General features: G+C 45.8%; 18 protein-coding genes, 12 tRNA genes, 1 rRNA gene, 1 pseudogene and 1 riboswitch. Of the genes and pseudogenes, 29 read left to right on the forward strand and 3 right to left on the reverse strand.

The features are described 5' to 3' along the window. The first annotated feature begins 202 nt into the window (after window positions 1–202). The 21 genes and pseudogenes from rrf (at window position 203) to FU659_RS16950 (ending at window position 8,143) form a co-directional block, all read left to right on the forward strand. Window positions 203–319 (forward strand): 5S ribosomal RNA (gene rrf, locus FU659_RS16850). 5 nt (window positions 320–324) lie between these two features. Continuing rightward, a tRNA-Asn gene (locus tag FU659_RS16855) sits at window positions 325–400 on the forward strand. Window positions 401–427: 27 nt separating this feature from the next. Next, window positions 428–519 (forward strand) — tRNA-Ser (locus FU659_RS16860). A gap of 39 nt (window positions 520–558) precedes the next feature. Continuing rightward, window positions 559–633, forward strand: a tRNA-Glu gene (locus FU659_RS16865). An 82-nt stretch (window positions 634–715) separates the two neighbouring features. Further along, window positions 716–791: transfer RNA gene (locus FU659_RS16870), tRNA-Val, on the forward strand. A 26-nt stretch (window positions 792–817) separates the two neighbouring features. Then, a tRNA-Met gene (locus tag FU659_RS16875) sits at window positions 818–894 on the forward strand. A 34-nt stretch (window positions 895–928) separates the two neighbouring features. Further along, window positions 929–1,005, forward strand: a tRNA-Asp gene (locus FU659_RS16880). A 16-nt stretch (window positions 1,006–1,021) separates the two neighbouring features. Then, a tRNA-Lys gene (locus FU659_RS16885) sits at window positions 1,022–1,097 on the forward strand. Between the two features lie 40 nt (window positions 1,098–1,137). Then, a tRNA-Leu gene (locus tag FU659_RS16890) sits at window positions 1,138–1,222 on the forward strand. 443 nt (window positions 1,223–1,665) lie between these two features. Then, window positions 1,666–1,917: a DUF1450 domain-containing protein gene (locus tag FU659_RS16895; RefSeq protein ID WP_147948651.1), complete on the forward strand. Its 252-nt coding sequence runs from the start codon at window positions 1,666–1,668 to the stop codon at window positions 1,915–1,917. A 115-nt stretch (window positions 1,918–2,032) separates the two neighbouring features. After that, window positions 2,033–2,542, forward strand: a complete 510-nt coding sequence (locus FU659_RS16900; protein WP_147948652.1) for a ferritin — start codon at window positions 2,033–2,035, stop codon at window positions 2,540–2,542. 173 nt (window positions 2,543–2,715) lie between these two features. Next, window positions 2,716–3,174 (forward strand): hypothetical protein, encoded by a 459-nt coding sequence (locus FU659_RS16905; protein ID WP_147948653.1) that lies wholly within the window; start codon window positions 2,716–2,718, stop codon window positions 3,172–3,174. Between the two features lie 28 nt (window positions 3,175–3,202). Then, window positions 3,203–3,901: an AIM24 family protein gene (locus FU659_RS16910; protein ID WP_147948654.1), complete on the forward strand. Its 699-nt coding sequence runs from the start codon at window positions 3,203–3,205 to the stop codon at window positions 3,899–3,901. Between the two features lie 103 nt (window positions 3,902–4,004). Further along, a tRNA-Gly gene (locus FU659_RS16915) sits at window positions 4,005–4,076 on the forward strand. Between the two features lie 11 nt (window positions 4,077–4,087). Next, a tRNA-Arg gene (locus FU659_RS16920) sits at window positions 4,088–4,164 on the forward strand. Between the two features lie 21 nt (window positions 4,165–4,185). Further along, window positions 4,186–4,262 (forward strand) — tRNA-Pro (locus FU659_RS16925). A gap of 21 nt (window positions 4,263–4,283) precedes the next feature. Then, window positions 4,284–4,354: transfer RNA gene (locus tag FU659_RS16930), tRNA-Gly, on the forward strand. Between the two features lie 213 nt (window positions 4,355–4,567). Beyond that, window positions 4,568–4,744, forward strand: a complete 177-nt coding sequence (locus tag FU659_RS35535; RefSeq protein ID WP_187274197.1) for a hypothetical protein — start codon at window positions 4,568–4,570, stop codon at window positions 4,742–4,744. Between the two features lie 359 nt (window positions 4,745–5,103). After that, window positions 5,104–6,211, forward strand: a pseudogene (locus tag FU659_RS37255) (FecCD family ABC transporter permease); the annotation flags it as partial. Between the two features lie 67 nt (window positions 6,212–6,278). Beyond that, window positions 6,279–6,429, forward strand: a riboswitch (cyclic di-AMP (ydaO/yuaA leader). A gap of 1 nt (window position 6,430) precedes the next feature. Continuing rightward, complete coding sequence (locus FU659_RS16945; RefSeq protein ID WP_261807872.1) at window positions 6,431–7,309, forward strand: C40 family peptidase; 879 nt, start codon at window positions 6,431–6,433, stop codon at window positions 7,307–7,309. Between the two features lie 84 nt (window positions 7,310–7,393). Then, the gene (locus FU659_RS16950) at window positions 7,394–8,143 is read left to right on the forward strand and encodes a hypothetical protein (RefSeq protein ID WP_222708563.1); all 750 of its coding nucleotides are present in this window, start codon (window positions 7,394–7,396) and stop codon (window positions 8,141–8,143) included. Between the two features lie 99 nt (window positions 8,144–8,242). On the opposite strand, the gene FU659_RS16955 is transcribed toward FU659_RS16950, so the two are convergent. Continuing rightward, window positions 8,243–9,439, reverse strand: coding sequence for a glycosyltransferase family 2 protein (locus FU659_RS16955; RefSeq protein WP_147948657.1), 1,197 nt, complete (start codon window positions 9,437–9,439; stop codon window positions 8,243–8,245). 116 nt (window positions 9,440–9,555) lie between these two features. Here FU659_RS16955 and yyaC point away from each other — a divergent pair, with 116 nt between their 5' ends. Together yyaC and FU659_RS16965 are read left to right on the forward strand one after the other, a co-directional pair. Further along, the gene (gene yyaC, locus FU659_RS16960) at window positions 9,556–10,113 is read left to right on the forward strand and encodes a spore protease YyaC (RefSeq protein ID WP_261807873.1); all 558 of its coding nucleotides are present in this window, start codon (window positions 9,556–9,558) and stop codon (window positions 10,111–10,113) included. Between the two features lie 41 nt (window positions 10,114–10,154). Continuing rightward, window positions 10,155–11,960 (forward strand): ABC transporter ATP-binding protein, encoded by a 1,806-nt coding sequence (locus tag FU659_RS16965; RefSeq protein WP_147948658.1) that lies wholly within the window; start codon window positions 10,155–10,157, stop codon window positions 11,958–11,960. A 131-nt stretch (window positions 11,961–12,091) separates the two neighbouring features. On the opposite strand, the gene FU659_RS16970 is transcribed toward FU659_RS16965, so the two are convergent. Next, on the reverse strand, window positions 12,092–12,691 hold the full coding sequence (locus FU659_RS16970) for a CcdC protein domain-containing protein (RefSeq protein ID WP_147948659.1): 600 nt from the start codon (window positions 12,689–12,691) through the stop codon (window positions 12,092–12,094). Window positions 12,692–12,852: 161 nt separating this feature from the next. Here FU659_RS16970 and FU659_RS16975 point away from each other — a divergent pair, with 161 nt between their 5' ends. The 4 genes from FU659_RS16975 (at window position 12,853) to FU659_RS16990 (ending at window position 14,833) form a co-directional block, all read left to right on the forward strand. Next, on the forward strand, window positions 12,853–13,143 hold the full coding sequence (locus FU659_RS16975) for a hypothetical protein (protein WP_147948660.1): 291 nt from the start codon (window positions 12,853–12,855) through the stop codon (window positions 13,141–13,143). Then, window positions 13,143–13,778 (forward strand): HAD-IA family hydrolase, encoded by a 636-nt coding sequence (locus FU659_RS16980; protein ID WP_147948661.1) that lies wholly within the window; start codon window positions 13,143–13,145, stop codon window positions 13,776–13,778. Before FU659_RS16975 ends, FU659_RS16980 begins: the two co-directional genes overlap by 1 nt. 137 nt (window positions 13,779–13,915) lie before the next feature. After that, window positions 13,916–14,389 carry a signal peptidase II gene (lspA, locus tag FU659_RS16985; protein ID WP_147948662.1) on the forward strand — a complete coding sequence of 158 codons (474 nt, stop codon included), beginning with the start codon at window positions 13,916–13,918 and terminating at the stop codon, window positions 14,387–14,389. Between the two features lie 99 nt (window positions 14,390–14,488). Beyond that, entirely contained in the window at window positions 14,489–14,833 is a 345-nt protein-coding gene (locus FU659_RS16990) for a hypothetical protein (RefSeq protein ID WP_147948663.1), read from the forward strand. Window positions 14,834–14,891: 58 nt separating this feature from the next. On the opposite strand, the gene FU659_RS16995 is transcribed toward FU659_RS16990, so the two are convergent. Further along, window positions 14,892–17,033 (reverse strand): DNA topoisomerase III, encoded by a 2,142-nt coding sequence (locus FU659_RS16995; RefSeq protein WP_147948664.1) that lies wholly within the window; start codon window positions 17,031–17,033, stop codon window positions 14,892–14,894. Between the two features lie 174 nt (window positions 17,034–17,207). On the opposite strand from FU659_RS16995, the gene FU659_RS17000 reads away from it, so the two are divergent. Then, window positions 17,208–18,251, forward strand: coding sequence for a LacI family DNA-binding transcriptional regulator (locus tag FU659_RS17000; protein WP_261807874.1), 1,044 nt, complete (start codon window positions 17,208–17,210; stop codon window positions 18,249–18,251). 254 nt (window positions 18,252–18,505) lie between these two features. Continuing rightward, on the forward strand, window positions 18,506–20,110 hold the full coding sequence (locus FU659_RS17005) for a sensor domain-containing diguanylate cyclase (RefSeq protein WP_147948665.1): 1,605 nt from the start codon (window positions 18,506–18,508) through the stop codon (window positions 20,108–20,110). Window position 20,111 lies beyond the last annotated feature (1 nt).

The raw sequence follows: 20,111 nt of genomic DNA on the forward strand, positions 1-20,111 counted from the left end.
GTTCGAGGTGGAAGTGCGGCAACGTATGCAGCTGACGAATACTAATCGGTCGAGGGCTTAACCAAACAATCCCAACCAAGTGAAGATAAGCTTTGTAGCGAATTCCGAATACTTGATTGGGGCCCAAGAACAAACCTAAGCAAATCTAACTTTACGCAACGTTTCGTATCTAGTTTTCAAGGCGCAAACCACGCTTTGACTGTTTGGTGATGATGGCGGAGGGGACCCACGCGTTCCCATCTCGAACACGACCGTTAAGCCCTCCAGCGTCGATGGTACTTGAACCGCAGGGTTCTGGGAGAGTAGAACGTTGCCAAGCAGTGTTCCCTGATAGCTCAGTTGGTAGAGCACTCGACTGTTAATCGAGTTGTCACAGGTTCGAGTCCTGTTCGGGGAGCCATTATTTATTACATGCCAGGCTTTTTATGGAGAGGTGTCCGAGCTGGCCGAAGGAGCACGATTGGAAATCGTGTAGGCGTCACAAGCGTCTCGAGGGTTCGAATCCCTCTCTCTCCGCCATATTTACACCTTATACATAGAATAAAAGCCTGTTTACGAGGCCCGTTGGTCAAGCGGTTAAGACACCTCCCTTTCACGGAGGTTACAGGGGTTCGAATCCCCTACGGGTCACCATTTTTACTTACCCACAAAGTGAAGCCAAGCTAAAGACGCTTATACGGATTACTTTGCGTGGACCTCTAGAGACAATTCCCATGGAGGCTTAGCTCAGCTGGGAGAGCATCTGCCTTACAAGCAGAGGGTCGGCGGTTCGATCCCGTCAGCCTCCACCATTAATTAAATATCATGCTTGTAATGTCGCGGGGTGGAGCAGCCCGGTAGCTCGTCGGGCTCATAACCCGAAGGCCGCAGGTTCAAATCCTGCCCCCGCAACCAACCTCTTTATAAAGAGAGGCGTATTACTTAGTGTGGAGCTGTGGTGTAGTGGCCCAACATGCCTGCCTGTCACGCAGGAGACCGCGGGTTCGAATCCCGTCAGCTCCGCCATTTTTTTATTTATTTTGAGTCATTAGCTCAGTTGGTAGAGCACCTGACTTTTAATCAGGGTGTCGTAGGTTCGAATCCTACATGACTCACCATTTTTGGATCTTAGGTCTTAGATCTAGGTCACTTATATTCGCGGTCATGGCGGAATTGGCAGACGCGCACGGTTCAGGTCCGTGTGGGCTAACCCCCCGTGGAGGTTCGAGTCCTCTTGACCGCATCATATGTGAAAAGAGTAGGTTGCTTATAGCGCCTACTCTTTTTTTGTCCTTTTTCTGGTACATTTTTTTCTGTATCGGATGTGTGCTAATTTGTTACTCGTACAGAATCAATTTATCGCCGTCTCTGAGGCTCCTGGACTCGGTATAGAGGAATTGAATGATGAAGATGATACTGAGCATTTGAATTCTGATAAACGGGCCGGTGGGGTTCCACAGAGGAATAGGTGAGAAGAAGCTAGACTGACAGAAGTCAAGGTAACGTTCAGTAGCGATGCAATAAAGAATGACCCCGAATATAGACAAAGAAGGAATAGCTCAAGTAAGTGACTGTTGCTTCTTTGTCTTTGGAGGATAAGCCTTTGCATTTTTACATTGACATTGATTATTATTATCATTAATATCGGTAGTAGCAGTCTATGCAGGGTGCGAGGAGAGATCTAATATGAAAACGATTAAGTACTGTTGCAGAAATGAAAAATTCGGATCTAAACAAATATATAAATCCTTGAAAAATGAGTTTCCAGACCTTAAGCAGAAGAAGAAGGATTGCTTAGGGAACTGCAGGCATTGTAAGAAAGAATGCATTGCGATGATTGGGAAAAAAGATTTGTTGTGCGCCGCTTCGCCTGACTTATTGTATGCTCAAATCAAGCAGATTATTGCCGAATCCAGGGTAGAAAGCGTGATGGCATGAATCCTGATTTGTTAAAGTTGTTATTTCCGTTTGTATTTCTGGGTGGAGTTCTGGTAATCTTGTATGTATGGGGTATTCGCAAAAGATAACCATCAAGGAAAGGGTGTGTGCATTCATGTTAAACGATACATTAACAGAAGCGCTCAATGAGCAGATGAACTACGAATTTTACTCCGCACATGTCTATTTAGCTATCGCTGGTTATTGTGCTGGGGAGAGCCTGGATGGATTCGCGAATTTTTTTACGGTACAAGCTGAGGAAGAGAAATTCCATGCGATGAAAATATTTAAGTATATTAATGATCGTGGAAAAAAAGTCTCCTTAAGTGGTATGGATACACCACAAAATCATTACAGATCGATTCTCGATGCTTTTGAACATGCCTTTAAGCATGAGCAAGAAGTAACGAATCGTATTTATCATTTATCAGATTTGGCACTGAACGATAGAGAGCACGCAACTATGCAATTCTTGAAATGGTTCATTGACGAACAGGTAGAAGAAGAAGCTATGTTCGATAGCATCATTAACAAGTTAAAAAGGATCGACCAAGATAGCAATGCTTTCTTCATGTTGGATGCCGAGTTTGCACAGCGTTCGTTTACTCCACCGACAGCGGAATAATAACATCGTTTTAAGAGATTGGCAGAGACTTACTTGTTTCGCTATGGCGCAAACGGGTAAGTTTTTTTATACTTTTTTTAATCGGTGTCGGAATTGTAAGAAGAAGTGGTTTCAAGGTTTTTTTTGCGGTAAAATACAAGAATATGTCGAAATCGGGCAAGGAGGAATGGCTAATGCAGATGTGGCGAAGTAGTGAATGGCCAAAAAAGATTCTCATCGTGCTTATCATTGTCATTGGTTTAACAAGCGCATCTTCTGCAGCCCAGGCCTCATGGCTAGATCGGTTTAAAGAAATTTATAAGTTGCCGGAAAATGTGGAAAAGATTCAGCAGGACTATGAGGCAACCAAGCAGCAATTAGAAGATCAGAAGAACAAGCTTTCTGAATCTATCCAGCATGCTCAGGAAACCGAAACTCGACTTTTAGGGCAAAATCAGGCGCTCCAAAAGGAAAATGAACAACTGCAAGAACGTTTGAAGGCTATGGAGCAGGTCGCGCTCGATAAAGATAAACGTAATCGGAAGTTGACCTCTATAATCGTAACGGCTGCTGTGCTAGTTGTCCTATATTTTGTGTTGGGACGTGTTTTTCGTCTTATCGTATGGCGTAGAAAAAAACGTCGCATGAGATAGATAGGCTGGGAAGAGGGGAGGCTCATCAATGGAAGTATCTTTCGGGAATGCTAGTACGCATGGGAAAATGGCTTCCTTAAACATAGGGTATAAAGAGTCCGTTCATGTACTGCACCCTAATCAGATTGTGGGATTTCTTGGGAAATCGGAACAGCGTGAAGATTCACTAATGAAGCTGCCTAGTATGTTCAGGAAGAGGAGGTTCATCCAGTCGCGACTTCATGGGCCTGCAACGGTCATGCTGGGTCTACCGGAAGGCTATAACATAACCATCGTTCCTGTCGGTGCTGAAGATGATCTACTATACGAGTTCCGACATGTTCTGTTCTATACGGATGGCGTTACTTTCACTTCTCATTTGCAAAATGTGAAAAATACACTGATTACACAAGATCTCGTGAAAATGATGTTTAAGGGACCGGGAAGCTTAGGACTTCTAACGACGGGTCCGCTATATCCAATGGATTTAGATGTGGAAAACCCTTTGTTTGTTGATATGAGCTGTCTAGTTGCTTATCCGCGAAATGCTAAGCTGCGTTTATGCGTATATGGGAATACGCTGGCCAGCCAACATATGAATTATCAGTGGGAAATGACAGGTCATGGACAAGTTCTGCTTCAACCTTGTAAGCCTGATCGGAAATTAGACGAGCATATGAAAAGTGATAGTTTATTCCGACGTGTGGCTCGAGAAGTTATACCATTTGGCGGCATTTTCATTAAGTAAAGAAAGTTGAAAAAAACATTTGCATTTGTTCCGAAATCCTGATATATTATTCCTTGTCGCCTCAGAGAAACACTATTCACAGAGACGAGCAAATTAGTATGATGCGGAAGTGGCTCAGCGGTAGAGCATCGCCTTGCCAAGGCGAGGGTCGCGGGTTCGATCCCCGTCTTCCGCTTCAATGAATATGCGCCCTTAGCTCAGCTGGATAGAGTATTTGACTACGAATCAAAAGGTCGGGAGTTCGAATCTCTCAGGGCGCGCCATTCTTACAAGCCATTATACTTCGGGACGTAGCTCAGCTTGGTAGAGCACCTGCTTTGGGAGCAGGGGGTCGCATGTTCAAATCGTGTCGTCCCGACCATTCAGTTTCACTTAATAACATGCGGGCGTAGTTTAATGGTAGAACTTCAGCCTTCCAAGCTGATCGCGCGGGTTCGATTCCCGCCGCCCGCTTACCAGCAAGAGAAAAAACCACCTTATAGGTGGTTTTTTGTTTTATCATTTATATGTTTGGTGGTAACTAGGATATGTCCTTAATGTAAGGTTTTAAGAACTAGATTGCGCTGTGTTATGTGACTGCTGTTTTAACAGTACCAGATATAAAATAAAGTGGTGGTCGTACCATTTCTAGATAAAAGAGATGGTTTTAAAGGCTTCATCTAGACGATGAGTGGAAACCAGCGTTACAACGCCAGAGCAAGCAGGCTCCCTGACTTTTCACCCGCTATAAGTCGGTTTTTCCGTCTTACAGAGCAGTTTCCAATCCGTGTTCCATCTGTAACACTGGAAACCAGCGTTACAACGCCAGTGCAAGCAGGCTCCCTGCCTTTTCGCCCTCCCTAAGTCGGTTTTTCTTACTTACAGAACAGTTTCCAAGCTGGGCTCCTTCTGTAACACTGGAAAACAACCTTTCAGCTGACGAAATGTAGAAGGTGGCAGTAAAGGGCAGAACTCGGTAGTTATTGCTGATAATTGAGCAGCTAATTAACTTACCCGTGATTCTTTATGATGGGAAGTCATAAATTTTTCCACGTTTCACTAAAAAAGGTCGCCTTCCAGCGGTCTTTTTTCTTTTGAACGGGAGTTAGGAACTTGTGGTGAACCTTATGAAGTAAAGGGTATGCACGATTGAAAAAATCAATTAGAACTTCCAAAGAAACAAATGGTGGGGGAGTATCCTACTCGCTCTTAGTCTTTGTTTGTCTATCTCTCTTGGAGCCGCTGATATTCGCATATCAACGGTATGGAACGCTCTTTTTCATTTTGATGCCACGCTTTCGCAGCATCAGATTATTCAAGAGCTGCGGATGCCAAGGGGGCGTTAGCGGGTGCCTTGATTGGCGCTGCTTTTGCTGTAGCCGGAGTTATTCTTCAGGGAATGACCAGAAACCCTTTGGCAGATACAGGATTATTAGGAATTAACGCGGGGGCCGGTTTTGTATTGGCGCTCTGTTTCTCCATTTTCCGGGCCTGCCGTTTCATCAATTAATTTTGTTTTCCTTCTTAGGAGCTGCGATTTTGGGACAGGTGTTGTTTATGGGATTGGATCGCTTGCCAAAGGTGGGCTGACTCCGGTTCGATTAGCGCTTGCGGGGGCCGCTGTTGCTGCGCTGCTTACTGCACTTAGCGTAGGGATTGGCATCTTCTTTAAGGTTGGTCAAGAACTTGCTTTCTGGTATGCGGGTGGTGTCACAGGAACAAAATGGTTGCAAATTAAGATTATGTTTCCATGGGTTCTGGGGGGCTCCTCGGTGCCATCATGTTGTCACGCTCTGTCACTGTGCTAAGTCTAGGTGATGAAATTGCTGCCAATCTGGGACAGCGGACTAAACTGGTTAAACTAGGCTGTACAGTTGTTGTTCTCGTGCTTGCGGGAGTTGCTGTGTCTTCGGTTGGTTCCATTGGCTTCGTTGGCCTTATGGTTCCTCATGTAGCGAGAGCCCTTGTTGGCGTGGACTACCGCTGGATTATTCCAACTTCAGCGATTCTTGGCAGCTTGTTGGTCGTTTTAGCTGACATTGGAGCAAGAATGGTGAATCCGCCGTTTGAAACGCCTGTAGGTGCTTTGATTGCCGTTATTGGGGGGATTAGCTTCGTAGGTCTAGTAGGTCCGCACTTGGCGAGGCAACTGGTTGGGGCAAAACATCAGTTCCTATTGCCGGCTTCTGCTTTAACAGGGGGACTACTGCTCATCTTGCTGATTTACTTGCCAGAATGATTCTTCAGCCTTCGGAAATTCCTACGGGGATCGTTGTTGCCGTTATTGGGGCGCCATATTTCCTTTATTTGCTCGCAAGATCTAAAGCATAAACTTTTTCAGAAAAAGCCCTCATTTCGCAAAACTTGTCAATAATGATCGAATTGTGATAGTCTATCATAGACTAAAATGCCGAATCTCAGAGCAGCAAAAGCTCTGGTACGGGGGACTTCTTTATATGGGGTGAATGAGCATGAGCAAGCTAACATGCGCTAGGGAAACCTCTTCCCGAACCCGTCAACTAACCTCGGAGGCCTTAAGGAGGCAAGTCTTTGAAGTCGTTTACAAAACGTTTTATTTGTTCATGTGCATTGGTTGGCGCAGTCGTACCTATGTTTTCGGCGCCATCGGCTCAAGCTGCATCTTCCTCATCCGTGAAGGTTCAAATTAACGACGAGTTGGTCCCGTTTCCTGAAGCTCAGCCTTTTATCGATGATCAAGGTACGCTCCAAGTTCCTCTTCGGGTGCTATCTGAAAAACTAGGCTATCAAGTAAGCTGGGCCAAGCAAGGAAGCGAAGTTGCCGTGACATTGATGAACAAGCAGCAGGCCATTCTTTTGACCACGGGCGAGCAGCAAGCGATTGTGAATAGCAAGAAAATGAATTTGGCAAGCAGTCCGACACTGTTCCAAGGTAGTACATATGTGCCCTTACGCTTCATATCTGAAACATTTGGTTCACCAATGGAGTGGAATGACGCCAATAAAATTGCTATCGTGGATGCGGATGGCAAGTCTCACAAGCCAGCTTGGATTGCACCACCGCCTGCGCCCAAGATTGCTGCTATCGTCCCATCCATGCCGGATCAGATTGTACAAACAGCGAGTACGTTTATGGGGACACCCTATGCATGGGGAGGTACAGCGCCGGGAGGCTTCGATTGCTCTGGTTTTGTGCGATATCTGTTCTTGGCCAAAGGGATTGATCTTCCGCGAACATCGGTTCAAATGTACGATCAGGCTGGGATATCAGTAGCGGATCTGAAAGTAGGGGATCTTGTTTTCTTTGCTTCAAAAAGTGTGAACCACGTTGGGATCTATGTCGGAAATGATCAATTCATCTCATCGACAACATCCAGAGGTGTAGAAATTGATAGCCTTGCGAGCTCGTATTGGGGTTCAAGATATGTAGGAGCCAAACGAGTGCTTTAACAGCGTTTATCTCTTAAAATGATAGAACATTTGTTTGCTAGGGGTCTTAGAAATAAGACCTTGGCGGACAAATGTTTCTTTTTTATGCGTATTAGCGTGATTTATATCGAATTATTATGTATTTTAGCCTATAATGAAGAAATGTTTGGAAGAAGAAAGAGAGTGACAAACGCCATGCAATTAAGTGTCTGGAAACATTGGTTTCATAAAAGAAAACATTCGGATTCAATAGATAGCACGGCTATTATAGGAAAGAAACCGGTTATCCCGGAAGAAATTGAGGAAGTCATTCAGCAGTTTTTTCGTACGTACAACCATTTCAAAGGGGCTAGAAGCCTACAGACAGATACCTTTATCAAAGAGGTATTCTATGCGACTAAGCAAGATCCAAGAGACCAAAGTACAATTGAAGATATGGAAGCTTACATTCAACGTAAGAATGGCCTTCGTCTGCGTTTGAAGTCTTATGAGGTTGATGAATTTCTGCCGTTAAGTGATCAGGTTTGCATGATCGGTGTAACGAGAGAATTCAGCAACCAGCAAAGAAATCGTGTGCTTTATTTTATTATCAAAGAGGAAGGGGCTTGGCGGTTTCACCATATTGCAAGGTCTCACCATGGAAGAGTGTTGGATAAATTTCAGGTAAAAGAGCAGACAGGCTTCGTGGTAGGCAACGATAAGGCCGCTCTCCTGTTTCTGACGCACTCCCAATCCTTAGATGCAGCCACCTTTATGCTGGGTGATTATGTGCATGCGGAAGGATACTTGGAAGTGGAGCAAGAAGTGGGAGATCAATTGTATTATCGCATGGTTCGGATGAATCGCGTGCACTAGAAGATATATCTCCATTCGGCCAATAGCCGGATTAACGAGAGAATGAACGGCCATTACCGACAAGAAAAAAGGCGTAGGCTTTGCTCACAGGAGTAACGCTTATTTTTTGTCGGTCCGTTTTGAGTCTTTTTTCCTTTTTAATTCATTCAGGGAGTAGAAAGTCCCTCTCCAATAAATACCGCCTTGTTTCCAAGTCAGCCAGACAGAACGAACGATGGTGTAAAGGAGCAGTGAGGCACTCACGGGCAGCAGAAAGGCCTCATCGCCGTGCTTGCTCATTAGACGGAACATTAATTTTCGGTACAGCCAAATTTGTAAGATAACCGTGATTGCAAAGGCGGCTCCACGCCAGTCCCAGAGAAAAATAAGACCGAGCCAAGGGAAAATAAAGAAAATGAGCTGCCCCAGGCAGGCAAGCAGGGCAATCGTAAAGCTGTAATGGAAGCCTGAAAAAAGGTTTTTCTCCAGTCCGATGATGGCTTCTTTGAGGGAACGATACCACTCGACTTGGAGAGTGTGTTTACCGGAAAGAACCCTCTGTTTAAATCCGGCACGCTTGACTGAAATTCCTAATTGAAGGTCATCATCGGGCCTTAGCGCAATAGCTTGGTGTGTGCCAATTGCTTCATAAGCGCTGCGGCTTAGCATATTGAAGGCACCGATACCGATGCCTTGTCCACGTGGATTGTCTATATTGGCTCGCCAAGGACGAACGAATAAGGAAAAAGAAAAGAGGAAGAAATGGACAAACCCTTTAAGTAAGGCGCTTCGCGCAATCATGTTTGGCGTCAGGGTAAGGTGATGGACTTCTTTCTCTTTCATAAAAGTCACAGCATCCGAAATCGTCCCAGGTGAGAAAATAATATCTGCATCGGTAAAAAGCAAATACTGGCCTCTTGCTTGTTGATAGCCTTGGTAAAGAGCGTGGTTCTTGCCTAGCCAGCCTTCGGGCAGATGGGTAATGTGAATAATTCGCAGCGGCGTTTGGATATTTTGCTTTTGTTCAGACCATCTCCGCAGTTCATCGAGTCGGACGCCTGTGGCGTCTTGAGATCGATCATTGACAGTAATGATCTCAAGTCTCGGATAATTTTGGGACAGTAAATGTCGGACGGTTTCTAAGATCGTGCCCTCTTCTTCTTTGGCTGCAAGAATGACAGAAACGAGAGGGGGTTTATCCGGAAGCTTAGTTGATTTGGGCAATGTATGAAGTAAATGCAATCCTTTATGCGTGTCCAAGGTGATCAGAATCCAGTAAAGGAGGGTCAAGATCGCGATGATTCCGAGAGTAGACATGCTGCACCTCCTTGTGAAAGAATAGAATTTGATCGCATTATATCATTCATCAGCAGGAAGAAGGAAATTTTCCAAATGGCGTGTGCGTGTGGAGTCGGCTTATGGAGGAAAAGGATATGAACGCAGAGCAGTACGGGAAGATTAAGAATAAAAGACCGGAAATCCAATATTGGGAAAAGATGGATGGGGTGCAGCTGAGCCTGTTTCTGGAGGCAATTGGACAGGAGCTTGTTCTAAAGCCGCATGAGCTGGCTTTTGTATGTATAGGAACAGATCGTTCGACGGGGGATGCGCTGGGACCTCTCGTTGGCTCAAGACTTGAAGAGCTGGGTTATCCCCATGTGATAGGTACGTTGGAGTCTCCTTGTGATGCCAGCAATTTGGCGGGGAGATTGCAGGAGGTTCCTGATGACTGTCTAGTTATCGCGATTGACGCCTGCTTGGGCCAAAAGTTGTCTGTGGGTCAATACCAAGTATCCAATCAGCCTTTAGCTCCCGGTAAGTCTGTAGGGAAAGCATTACCGCTTATCGGAGATTACACCATTGCTGCCATCGTAAATGCGGATGGACCCAAACCGTATAGCGTTCTTCAAACGACTTCGCTTCATCACGTGTTGAAGATGGCTAAAGAAATAACGAAGGCTATTAACTATGCTTTTCCAATGCAGATGTAAAGATGCAGGCAACTGGGATATTTTGAACGGAGGAAACAGGAGTGGGATTCGGAGAATATAGGGGAGGACCTCCTAGCAGTAGAAATCGTCCTAAGGCGAAACTGAAGGATGTTTCGGTTAAACGGATATTGCAATTATTTAGGCATTATTGGGGACAATTGATTGTGATCGTTGGTTTGGCACTGTTTGCAGCAGTCATTGGCTTGATACCGCCGCTGGTGATGAAAGAAATCATCGATAAGGCTATACCGCAAAGAGATATGAAGCTTTTAGCGGAAATGGCGGCTCTCATGGTTGTACTCCCGCTTTTGAGCGGTGTGCTCGGTGTTTGGCAGAACCACTTGAATAGCAAAGTTACTCAAGGTGTTATTCGAGACTTAGGACAAACGCTGTTTCATAATTTGCAGCGGCAGTCCATGGCTTTCTTTACCGAGGCAAGGTCGGGTGAAATTGTTCAGCGAATAACTGGGGATGTACAGGCCGTACAAGGTGTAGTGACTTCTCTCGTCGTTTCTTCCATTACGCAAATCGTCATCGTGATGACGACACTAACTATTTTGTTTGCCCTAGATTGGAAACTGGCTATAATTGCAGTACTTATACTTCCGCTCTTTATGCTGCCAGTTAAGAAAGTATCCAAGGTTCGCAAAGAGCTGCGTATGGAAACACAAAAGGTTCGTTCTGATATTACGGCGCAGCTAAGCGAAAATTTTGGTATATCCGGGGCTTTATTGACGCGTATTTTTGGAAGAGAGCGTCAGCAGGAGACGGAATTTACAACAATGAACCATAAGGTTATGGATTTGGAGCTGCGCTTAAATCTGGTCGGTCGTTGGTTCGGCATGGCGACGAATACGCTCGGGCCGCTGGGCACAGCGATTATTTATATGTACGGAGGCTATTCTATCATCTCGGGGAATATGACGATAGGCGCAGTTGTCGCATTTGCTGCCTATCTGGGACGCCTTTATATGCCCGTAGCCACCTTACTTAATCTACAGGTCGAATTCGCTACGGCGCTCGGTGTGTTTCAACGGATTTTTGAATACCAGGACATGGTCCCTGATGTCATGGATAGGGAAAATGCGCGACCGCTGAAGGATGTCGCGGGGCGTGTGGCATATAAGCAGGTTTCTTTTGCTTATAAGCCTGGGCAGTACGCGCTGCGGGATATTACGTTCGACGCGCAGCCAGGCGAGATGGTGGCGCTTGTCGGGCCGAGCGGTGCGGGTAAATCAACGCTGATCGGCATGATCGCGCGGTTGTATGATCCGACGTCAGGCGTCGTCGAGGTCGATGGCGTGAACGTCCGCGACGTTCAGTTAGCTTCGCTGCGCGCGCAAATCGCTTACGTGACGCAGGAGTCGTTCTTGTTTCACGCGACGATCGGGGACAACCTGCGCTTTGCGCGGGAGGATGCTACGCGTGAGGAACTGGAGGCTGCGTGCCGCCAAGCCTACATCCACGACTTTATCGTGTCGCTTCCCGAAGGGTACGACACGATGGTCGGAGAGCGCGGACACCGGCTCTCCGGCGGCGAGCGCCAGCGGATCGCGATTGCTCGCGCGATCCTGAAGCGTCCGCGCATCCTCATCCTCGATGAGGCGACCTCGCACCTCGACTCGGAGTCCGAGTCCTATGTGCAGGCGGCGCTCGAGGAGCTGATGCAGGGGCGCACGACGCTCGTGATCGCCCACCGGCTCTCCACGGTGCTGGCGGCCAATCACATTCTGGTGATTGAAGCGGGCAGCGTCGTGGAACGAGGCACGCATAGCGAGCTGCTTGCGTTGGAAGGGCTATACGCCCGGTTGTACAGCACACAGTTTGCGAAGTCCGCGGAGGAGTAAGCGGCGCGACCGATATATGCATCTTTGCAGCATGGTGCTTTTTGTGCCTTGGACTGAGCTTGTCGTAAATAACAAAAGGCGTACTTCCCAAAGCGGGAGTACGCCTTTTGTTGATTTTGCAATCATCTGAACTATTTGATAATGTTCGTGTTGTTCACATGCGAGCTTGAATTTTCGCTCATCGGCTGTTCATTAACATTCAACTTTTTACTTAGATCAACGGGTTCCTTCTCAAGCTTAACCTCTTCACGCAGCAGATAGCTTAGAAACAAGACATAATAGGACACGATGATAAAGAATACACCGGCGGTTACGGGATCTTTTGTAAATTGAGTCGGATCTGCGGGATTTAGGGTTGTTGGAGTAGATGAGACACCGATAAAAGCAAACCGATAGGCGACCCTGCCAAGAAAGAGGACGAGGACCGTGACTTCGACCCACAAATGGGTGCGATAGTACCAACCATCGCTTCGCTGTTCGAAGCGGGTGTGGCGAATAGCGGTCAACCCGAGAGCGACGCCTGCTGCCAGTCCGATTAAATAACCAATAAAGTGGATCGGATGGACGAAGCCCAATAAGAAAATGACAAGTCCAAGAAGACTGAAAAGGATTAGACGAAACTTCAGCCGGCCGGGAGAAAGCTTCTGAAAGCCGATGGTACGTTTGGTACGCCGATAAATAATAAAGGCAACGAGCAGAAAAGGAATCGCATAATGGGTCCAATCTTGCATAAGAGTTCCTCCCTATAAAATATCATTTCTATATTGTAACAAAATTAGGCAGCTTGTCATGATAAATATTATTCCGTTTACAAAAAACTGTCATACACTTAATAATATGGCGATAAACTTACTATTACACACAAAATGTGCAGCAAGGAGTTGAGAGGCAAATGGCTCTAATTTCACATGTTAATGTATGTAATACCGATCAAGAAATTTACTGCTGTCTTCGTAATAAAATCGTTAAATTGGATGATAAACAGCGCGAGCAATTTTGTAGTGGATGTAAGATGTTCGCGGGAGATGCAAGCGGGCATGGAACTGGCGTAACCTGTGAATGGGAAGATGTGAGAATCGTCAGTAATCCTCATTTGGCACTAGATCCTCTTGAGGAATTTATCCATAATCAAATTCGTCAAGTACCACCTGACGGTCCCGCTTTATTTCTGTTTACAACCTGATGGGAAAGCATATTCTGTTTGACTTCGATGGGACATTAGTCGATTCCAGAGCATTGCTCGTCAAGTTATATAATGAAATGGCAGTGCAGCATCGTTTTCGCCCCATACGCGACCAGGATATTGCGTTCCTGCGCACGCTTTCTATTACGGAACGTGTACAGCAGTTAGGTGTTCCTGTTCTTCAAATTCCAAAGCTGATTGCCGCCGGAAGGCAGCTCTATCAAGAAAACATTCGTGCGCTCCAGATCGTACCGGGTATGAAAGAAGTGGTCGCGAAAATTTCTGCGCAAGGGATGAGAAGTTCCATATTATCTTCAAATTCTACGGGCAATATCCGACTGTTCTTAAAAAATAATAAGCTGGATAGTGCATTCAAGGAAATTATTTCTGCCAAGCATATTTTTGGGAAGCACCACTCTATCCTCAAAGTCATGAAACAATGGGGTGTTTCCCCATCTCGTATGATTTATGTCGGCGATGAACTGCGGGACATTGAAGCTTGCAAAAAATTAGGAGTCCCTATTATAGCCGTTACATGGGGGTATGATGATTCTCGTCTGCTGCTCAGCGGAAAGCCTGATTACCTGGTCAACTCTCCATCAGAGCTGTTTAAAACGCTAATGGCCTTGACGTAATGTTAAGGTTCATTTTGTGTTGTATGAATTTAAAATTACATGAATCGCCGCATTCGCAGCAAGATGCGGCTCTTTAAATTGGCAGTTGGTTATCAAAATCATGTAAAATAGAGACAGAAGTGAATAGGAGGAAAGCCATGTTATTTTATCTCATCGTACTCATAGTAACGGCAGCGGATCAGCTATCCAAAATATGGATTCGTTCCGTGCTTCAAGTAGGCGAATCGATGCCATTTTATAAAGACTTCATTTCTTTTACGTATTATCAAAATAGCGGAGCAGCAGGAAGTACGCTGCAGGGCGGCGCTCGGTATCTGGGCATTTTGGCGGTCATCATTGTCGCGGTTATCGTGTATTATCGGCAAAAAGGGAAGCTTCCCGGCGTTCTGAAGCAATGCGGAGCTGCGTTCTTTGTAGGCGGGGCCATCGGAAATGGATTTGAACGATTATGGTATGGCAAAGTAACGGACTTTATTGTCTTTCACTCCGGCAACGGTGTTATGAATCTGGCTGATTTGGCGATTAATGCAGGGGTCGTATTTTTCGTGTTGGACATGTTTTTCTCCTACAGAAAAAAAGTAGCCTTGACAAGCAAATCGTCGTTAGAGTAAGTGGGTCTATTTAACTAGAGCAGTAGATCAAAAGTGCTATTTATGTTATTCTTCAACTAGATGGTATTTTTAAGCTTATGTTATTTAGGAGATGGTTTGATGTCAGCAGATCGACAAGCAGTAATCGATGAATTTTTTGGTATGATTCGTAAATTGAATCGTACGGGTTCAGATATTATGCACGTGCGTGATTTTTTCTGGAAGGTTTCCAGCATCCGCGCATTTGTCCCTCCGACAGTCGAATTCATGTGCGTTCTCAAAACGTATAATGCCGTATTGTTTCATGAATTCAAAAAATCATTAGTTCCCAATACGAGTATGCATCTGCTCGCCGGCGTTCATATGGAGGCCGGAGATGCTTTAATGAGTTTGGGAATTACAAGCTTAGAGCAGCTCGAAAAGGCCGTTAAAGGCTATGTAAGGACCTCTGAGAGAGTATATTAGCTTATCAACAAACAACCCAAGCGATGAAACCTATTCGCTTGGGTTGTTTGTTGCAGAATCATTCTTTTTTCTGCTGTAGAGCAGCCATCAATTTGTCTGCCAATGAATTGCTTAGCTGTGATTGATCAGAGAACTGCTCGATCAGTTGCTTATTGACCTTGGCTGAGGCGCGACGACCTCCAGCGGATTCATTCTCCAACTTCTCCACTACGTTGCAAGGACGGCATTGAAAATATTTACCTGACTTGCCGGTGTGAATCTCCATTTTCTTGTGGCACTGCGGACAACGATGGTTCGATAATTGCCCGTCGGCTTCACGCTTATAGGAGCATTCGCGACTTGAACAGACTAGGTAACGACCGCGTTTGCCTTTCACTTCCTGCAGGAATTCCCCGCAATCCGGACATTTGCTGCCGGTTAAATTATGAGGCTTATAGGCGGCGGAGCTTCGTTTAACTTCATTAACTAATTCCTGCGTCTTTGTACGGATGCCCTTAAGAAACTGCTCCATGCTTCCCTGGCCTTTGGAAATGCGTTCCAACTCAGACTCCCACTTTGCGGTAAGTTCAGGAGAACGCAGTTCCTCAGAGGCTAGCTCAATAAGCTGTGTGCCTTTTCCTGTCGGAACTAGCAAGGATCCTTGGCGTTCGATCGTATCGGAGGATACTAATTTCTCGATGATGTCTGCGCGAGTGGCTGGCGTACCTAGCCCCCACTTCTCCATTTGTGACAAGAGGGAGGCCTCGTTGTATCTGGCAGGTGGTTTCGTTTGGCGGCTTTGCTGATTGACGTTTCTTACAGTCACCGCGTCTTTCTCTTTGGCTTGCGGTAACAGCTGGGAAGGATCGTCATCGGAGTCGCTTTCATCGCGATCCGGGTCGGTGAAATCCGTCGAACCGTACACTTCTTTCCAACCCGCCTGCTTAATGACCTTTCCGGAGGCATACAGCTTCTCGCCGGCGACTTCAATCGTAAGCTTCGTTTCATCATAGCGGCAGGGTCCTCCAAACAAGGCAAGAAACCTACGTGCGATGAGGTCATAGAGACGGCGCTCGTCAGCGCTAAGGGTTGCTAAGGAAATCGCTTCTCCGGTTGGAATAATCGCATGATGATCGCTGACTTTGCTGTCGTCGACAATGCGTTTGGTTATGGTTAAAGGTTTTCGAATAAAAGGAGCGGCTAATGCTGCATAAGGCCCTATGGCTGTACCTTTCAATCGCCCAGCGAGCGTTGGTACCATATCCGACGTTAAATAGCGTGAATCGGTACGTGGATAAGTGACCAGTTTGTACTGTTCATACAATCTTTGCAGCACATTGGATGTATGTTTGGCGGAAAAGCCAAATTTGCGATTAGCATCACGCTGCAGTTCCGTTAAATCATAGGCCAGCGGATGGGGAATCTGCTTCTCCGTTTGCTGAACGTGGGTGATCTTCCCAATCTGGCCCTGCAGTTTTGCCTTTAGCGCATCTGCGCGTTCACGGTCAAAAATGCGCGTGTCACCCGTCTTCGGGTCGCGCCAGATTGCGCGGAAAGGACCCAGGTCTACTTCGATCAACCAAAAAGGCGTGGACCGGAAATCGCGGATTTCGGCTTCGCGGTTGATCATCATGGCCAGCGTGGGTGTCTGCACCCGTCCGGCGGACAAGGAAGCGCCGAATTTGCTGGTCAGCGCGCGCGTCACATTGAGCCCGATCAGCCAATCGGCCTCTGAACGGCAGACGGCTGCTTGATACAGCCGATTGTAGTCAGTGCCCGGCTTCAGCTTCGCGAAGCCCTCGCGAATGGCCTGATCCGTCTGTGACGAGATCCAAAGCCGTTTGAACGGCTTCTTCCAGCGGATCATCTCCATAATCCAGCGGGCGACGAGCTCGCCTTCACGCCCGGCATCGGTCGCAATGATTAGCTCTGCAAGGTCGCCGCGGCGGCTTAACTGCTCAATCCCACGGTATTGTTGGGAGGTTTCTTTCATCACCTTCAGCTTCATTCGCTCAGGGATGATCGGCAGGTCTTCCAGATTCCAGGTTTTGTACTTCGTATCATAATCGTCTGGCTCAGCGAGGGTAACCAGATGGCCAAGCGCCCAGGTAACGACATATTTAGGGCCTTCGTAATGATGTTTTTGCTTTTGCGTGCAGCCGAGGACTCGGGCAATTTCTTTGGCGACGCTTGGTTTTTCGGTAAGTACTAATATTTTCATAGGAGAAGCTACCTCATTTCTTATACAAATTAGCATAAGCGATACCAGCGTTCTTTTCAATAAATAGGCATGTAAAGATAGGGAAACGCAGAGGAAGGTTTATTGACAGCCTAGAGAGGGAGACTTATAATTACCTCAAATAAACGCGCGTTTACAATTAGGGGTTGAGACTATATGTTGAAAAAGACGGAGACTAGCAGTGAAGAAATTGCCAAGCTGGCTGGAGTATCACGGAGTACAGTGAGCCGAGTGATCAACAATTACTCGAACGTTCCAGAAAAAACACGAGCCAAAGTCATGGAAGTTATCCAAGCCAACAACTATTATCCTAATTTGTCTGCGCAAGTATTGGCCGGGAAGAAAACAAGAACAATCGGGTTGTTTTTTATCGAATCGGGGCACGTGGCAGGAGATAGTTTGAACAATTTAATGATTACAAGCATCATTGATTATGCCTCTTCCTTCGGGTATTACGTGTTGACGAGCATTATCCGCAATTCGGAAGATCCCAAACAAGTGCTAAGCATGAAGGAACCCTTTTATCAAAGACGCATTGACGGAGGTATTTTCATTGGCGCTGCCAATCATGAGCCTTTCATTGAAGAGCTGGTTGCCGAAGGATTCATGGTTGCTGTCGTGGATCAATTGTTAGAAGGCCACGAGGAGCCCAACCGGATTGTGGTTAACTTCGACTACGATCATAGCCTGCATGCGGCAGTTGATTATTTAGTCGGTTTGAATCATCGCCAAATCGGTATCATAAACGGGGACATGAAAAGGTACGCCGGGCCGGCTAAATATCAAGCCTTCGCGAAAGCGATGAGCCGTCACCAATTATCGATTGATGAGCGTTGGATGCTGCAAGGTGATTTAAACGAAGTCAGCGGATATGAAGCGGGTGGAAGGCTGATTGCCTCGACGAAGGAACTGCCTACCGCATTAATCGCTGCCAACGACAGTGTTGCCTTCGGTGTGATTCGAGCGCTGCAAGAGCAAGGTGTGCGTGTGCCTGAAGATATATCTGTGATTGGTTTCGATGATCATATGCTTAGCGCAAGGTTTCAACCTAGTTTAACGACGTTCAGGATGGATTTCGACGCTATGATGTTGAAGCTGACGAAGCTGCTCATAGCGCATATTGAGAACGGTGCCGAAGCATTTAGCAAGATTATGATCCAATCCCATTTCATTGAACGGTCATCCTGTGAGAAGATTTAAGCTAGGCTATCCAATCGATGAGAGGAAGATGGCCAAGCTATGCAGTTATAAGCTTTAATTAGGCTCAGGTTAAGAGCGAGAGCTGTCAGGAAATCCTCCTGACAGCTCTTTGTGTTATAAGACAAGCTGATAGAGAGCAGGGGAGGTTCAAAATAGTATATGGGAATTTATGTTAAATGAAGGGTGTGTTTGTCTGTTCATGTCCTTATATAAGGTTATAATGATGGGATAAAGTGAGAAATGGGGTTCACATCTTGAAGCTGGGAACGCGTGCGTATTATAGCAATCAGACGATTAAACAGAGGTTTGGCTTTTGGATCGGAGCTGTGATTGTAGGACTCGGTTTTTTGATTATTGTTCCTTTATATATGACTGAAAAAAAAGATAAATTAGATGAAGCCGAGAATCAGCTGCAGCAAGTTGTAGCCTTGCAAAGTTTGTATATTGAAAGTTGGACACAGGAGAAATTAGACACGATTAAACGATTTGCCAGTTCGGAGGATGCGAAATTGCATCATATAAACAATATGAAAAAAGATGTTGAAAACTATTCGCGGGTAAATTCCGAATTCGCGATGATTTTCTACGTCGATAACGATGGATATACCTACTCTGACACGAATCCTTCGAATAAGAAATATGTAGGAGATCGTCCTTATTTTGAACAAGCGGTCCTTAAGAAAAACTATATATCTGACGTGATGAAGTCGAAGGAAACAGATACTTCCATGATTACCTTCTCAGCCCCCATTCTTGACGATCAGAATAACTTCCAAGGTGCTATAGTCGGCATTGTGACATTGGAAATTCTGGATAAGTTAATGAAACAGCTAAGTTTTGGTAAAACGGGCGAAGTTTTTATTTTGGATTCTAAGGGGAAAGTAGTTGCGGCTTCCAGAACGAGCAGCAAGACGATGCTGGAAGCGAATATGACCTCTGAAATGGTCAATAGAGCAGCTGCAGGCAGTACATCGACGGATTCCTATATCGGGTTTTATGGAAAAAAGGTATATGGCAAATATAAATGGTCGGAAGGGAAAACTTGGATTGTTATTGGAGAAATCACGGAGAATGAAGTGTTTCAAAAATTGAATCAATTGACCATTACGGTTAGTCTCATTGTTGTTGCGGCACTGCTACTAAGTTTTGCTGCCGCAGTAACGCTTGCATCCAGGATCGAGAGGCCTGTTCGTTATTTACTTCGAGCGACGAAAGTGATTCAAAACGGCAATTACAATTACCAGATTGATGAGGATAAAATTAAGCGGGCACCCATTGAATTACGCGAGCTTTGCGCTACATTCAATATGATGTCCAACAAGCTTAAGACGAATATAACACTTCTTGAGCATTCGGCTTTGGTTGATCCATTAACGCAGATTCATAATCGTCGCTATATGATGCAGGAGGGGGATAGGCAATTGCAAGTTTGTATGGCTGACGACAAGCCCTGTTCCGTCATCATGCTGGATATTGATCACTTCAAAAAGATAAATGACACGTATGGTCATTTGATTGGCGACCGTGTCCTCCATCATATTGCCAGTCTGCTCAGACAGTATGCAGGTGCAGATTGCATCGTCGCTCGCTACGGTGGCGAGGAATTTATCCTATTAGCCTCCTTCAAAGACGCGCAAAAAAGTGTAGGATTGGCAGAGATGCTAAGATGTTGTCTAATGGAAAACCCTTATAGGAATGAAGAGGTAGAAATCCAGTTAACCGCAAGTATTGGCGTTGCGGAATATTCGTCTAAACTCGCATTTGGTACTACGGTACTTGAAGACATGGTTTCTAGGGCTGACTATGCCCTGTATCGTGCAAAATCGGCTGGACGAAACAAGGTAGAACTAGATCAATGAT

The organism is Paenibacillus sp. N3.4 (genome assembly GCF_008017805.1).
Lineage (GTDB): Bacteria > Bacillota > Bacilli > Paenibacillales > NBRC-103111 > Paenibacillus_E.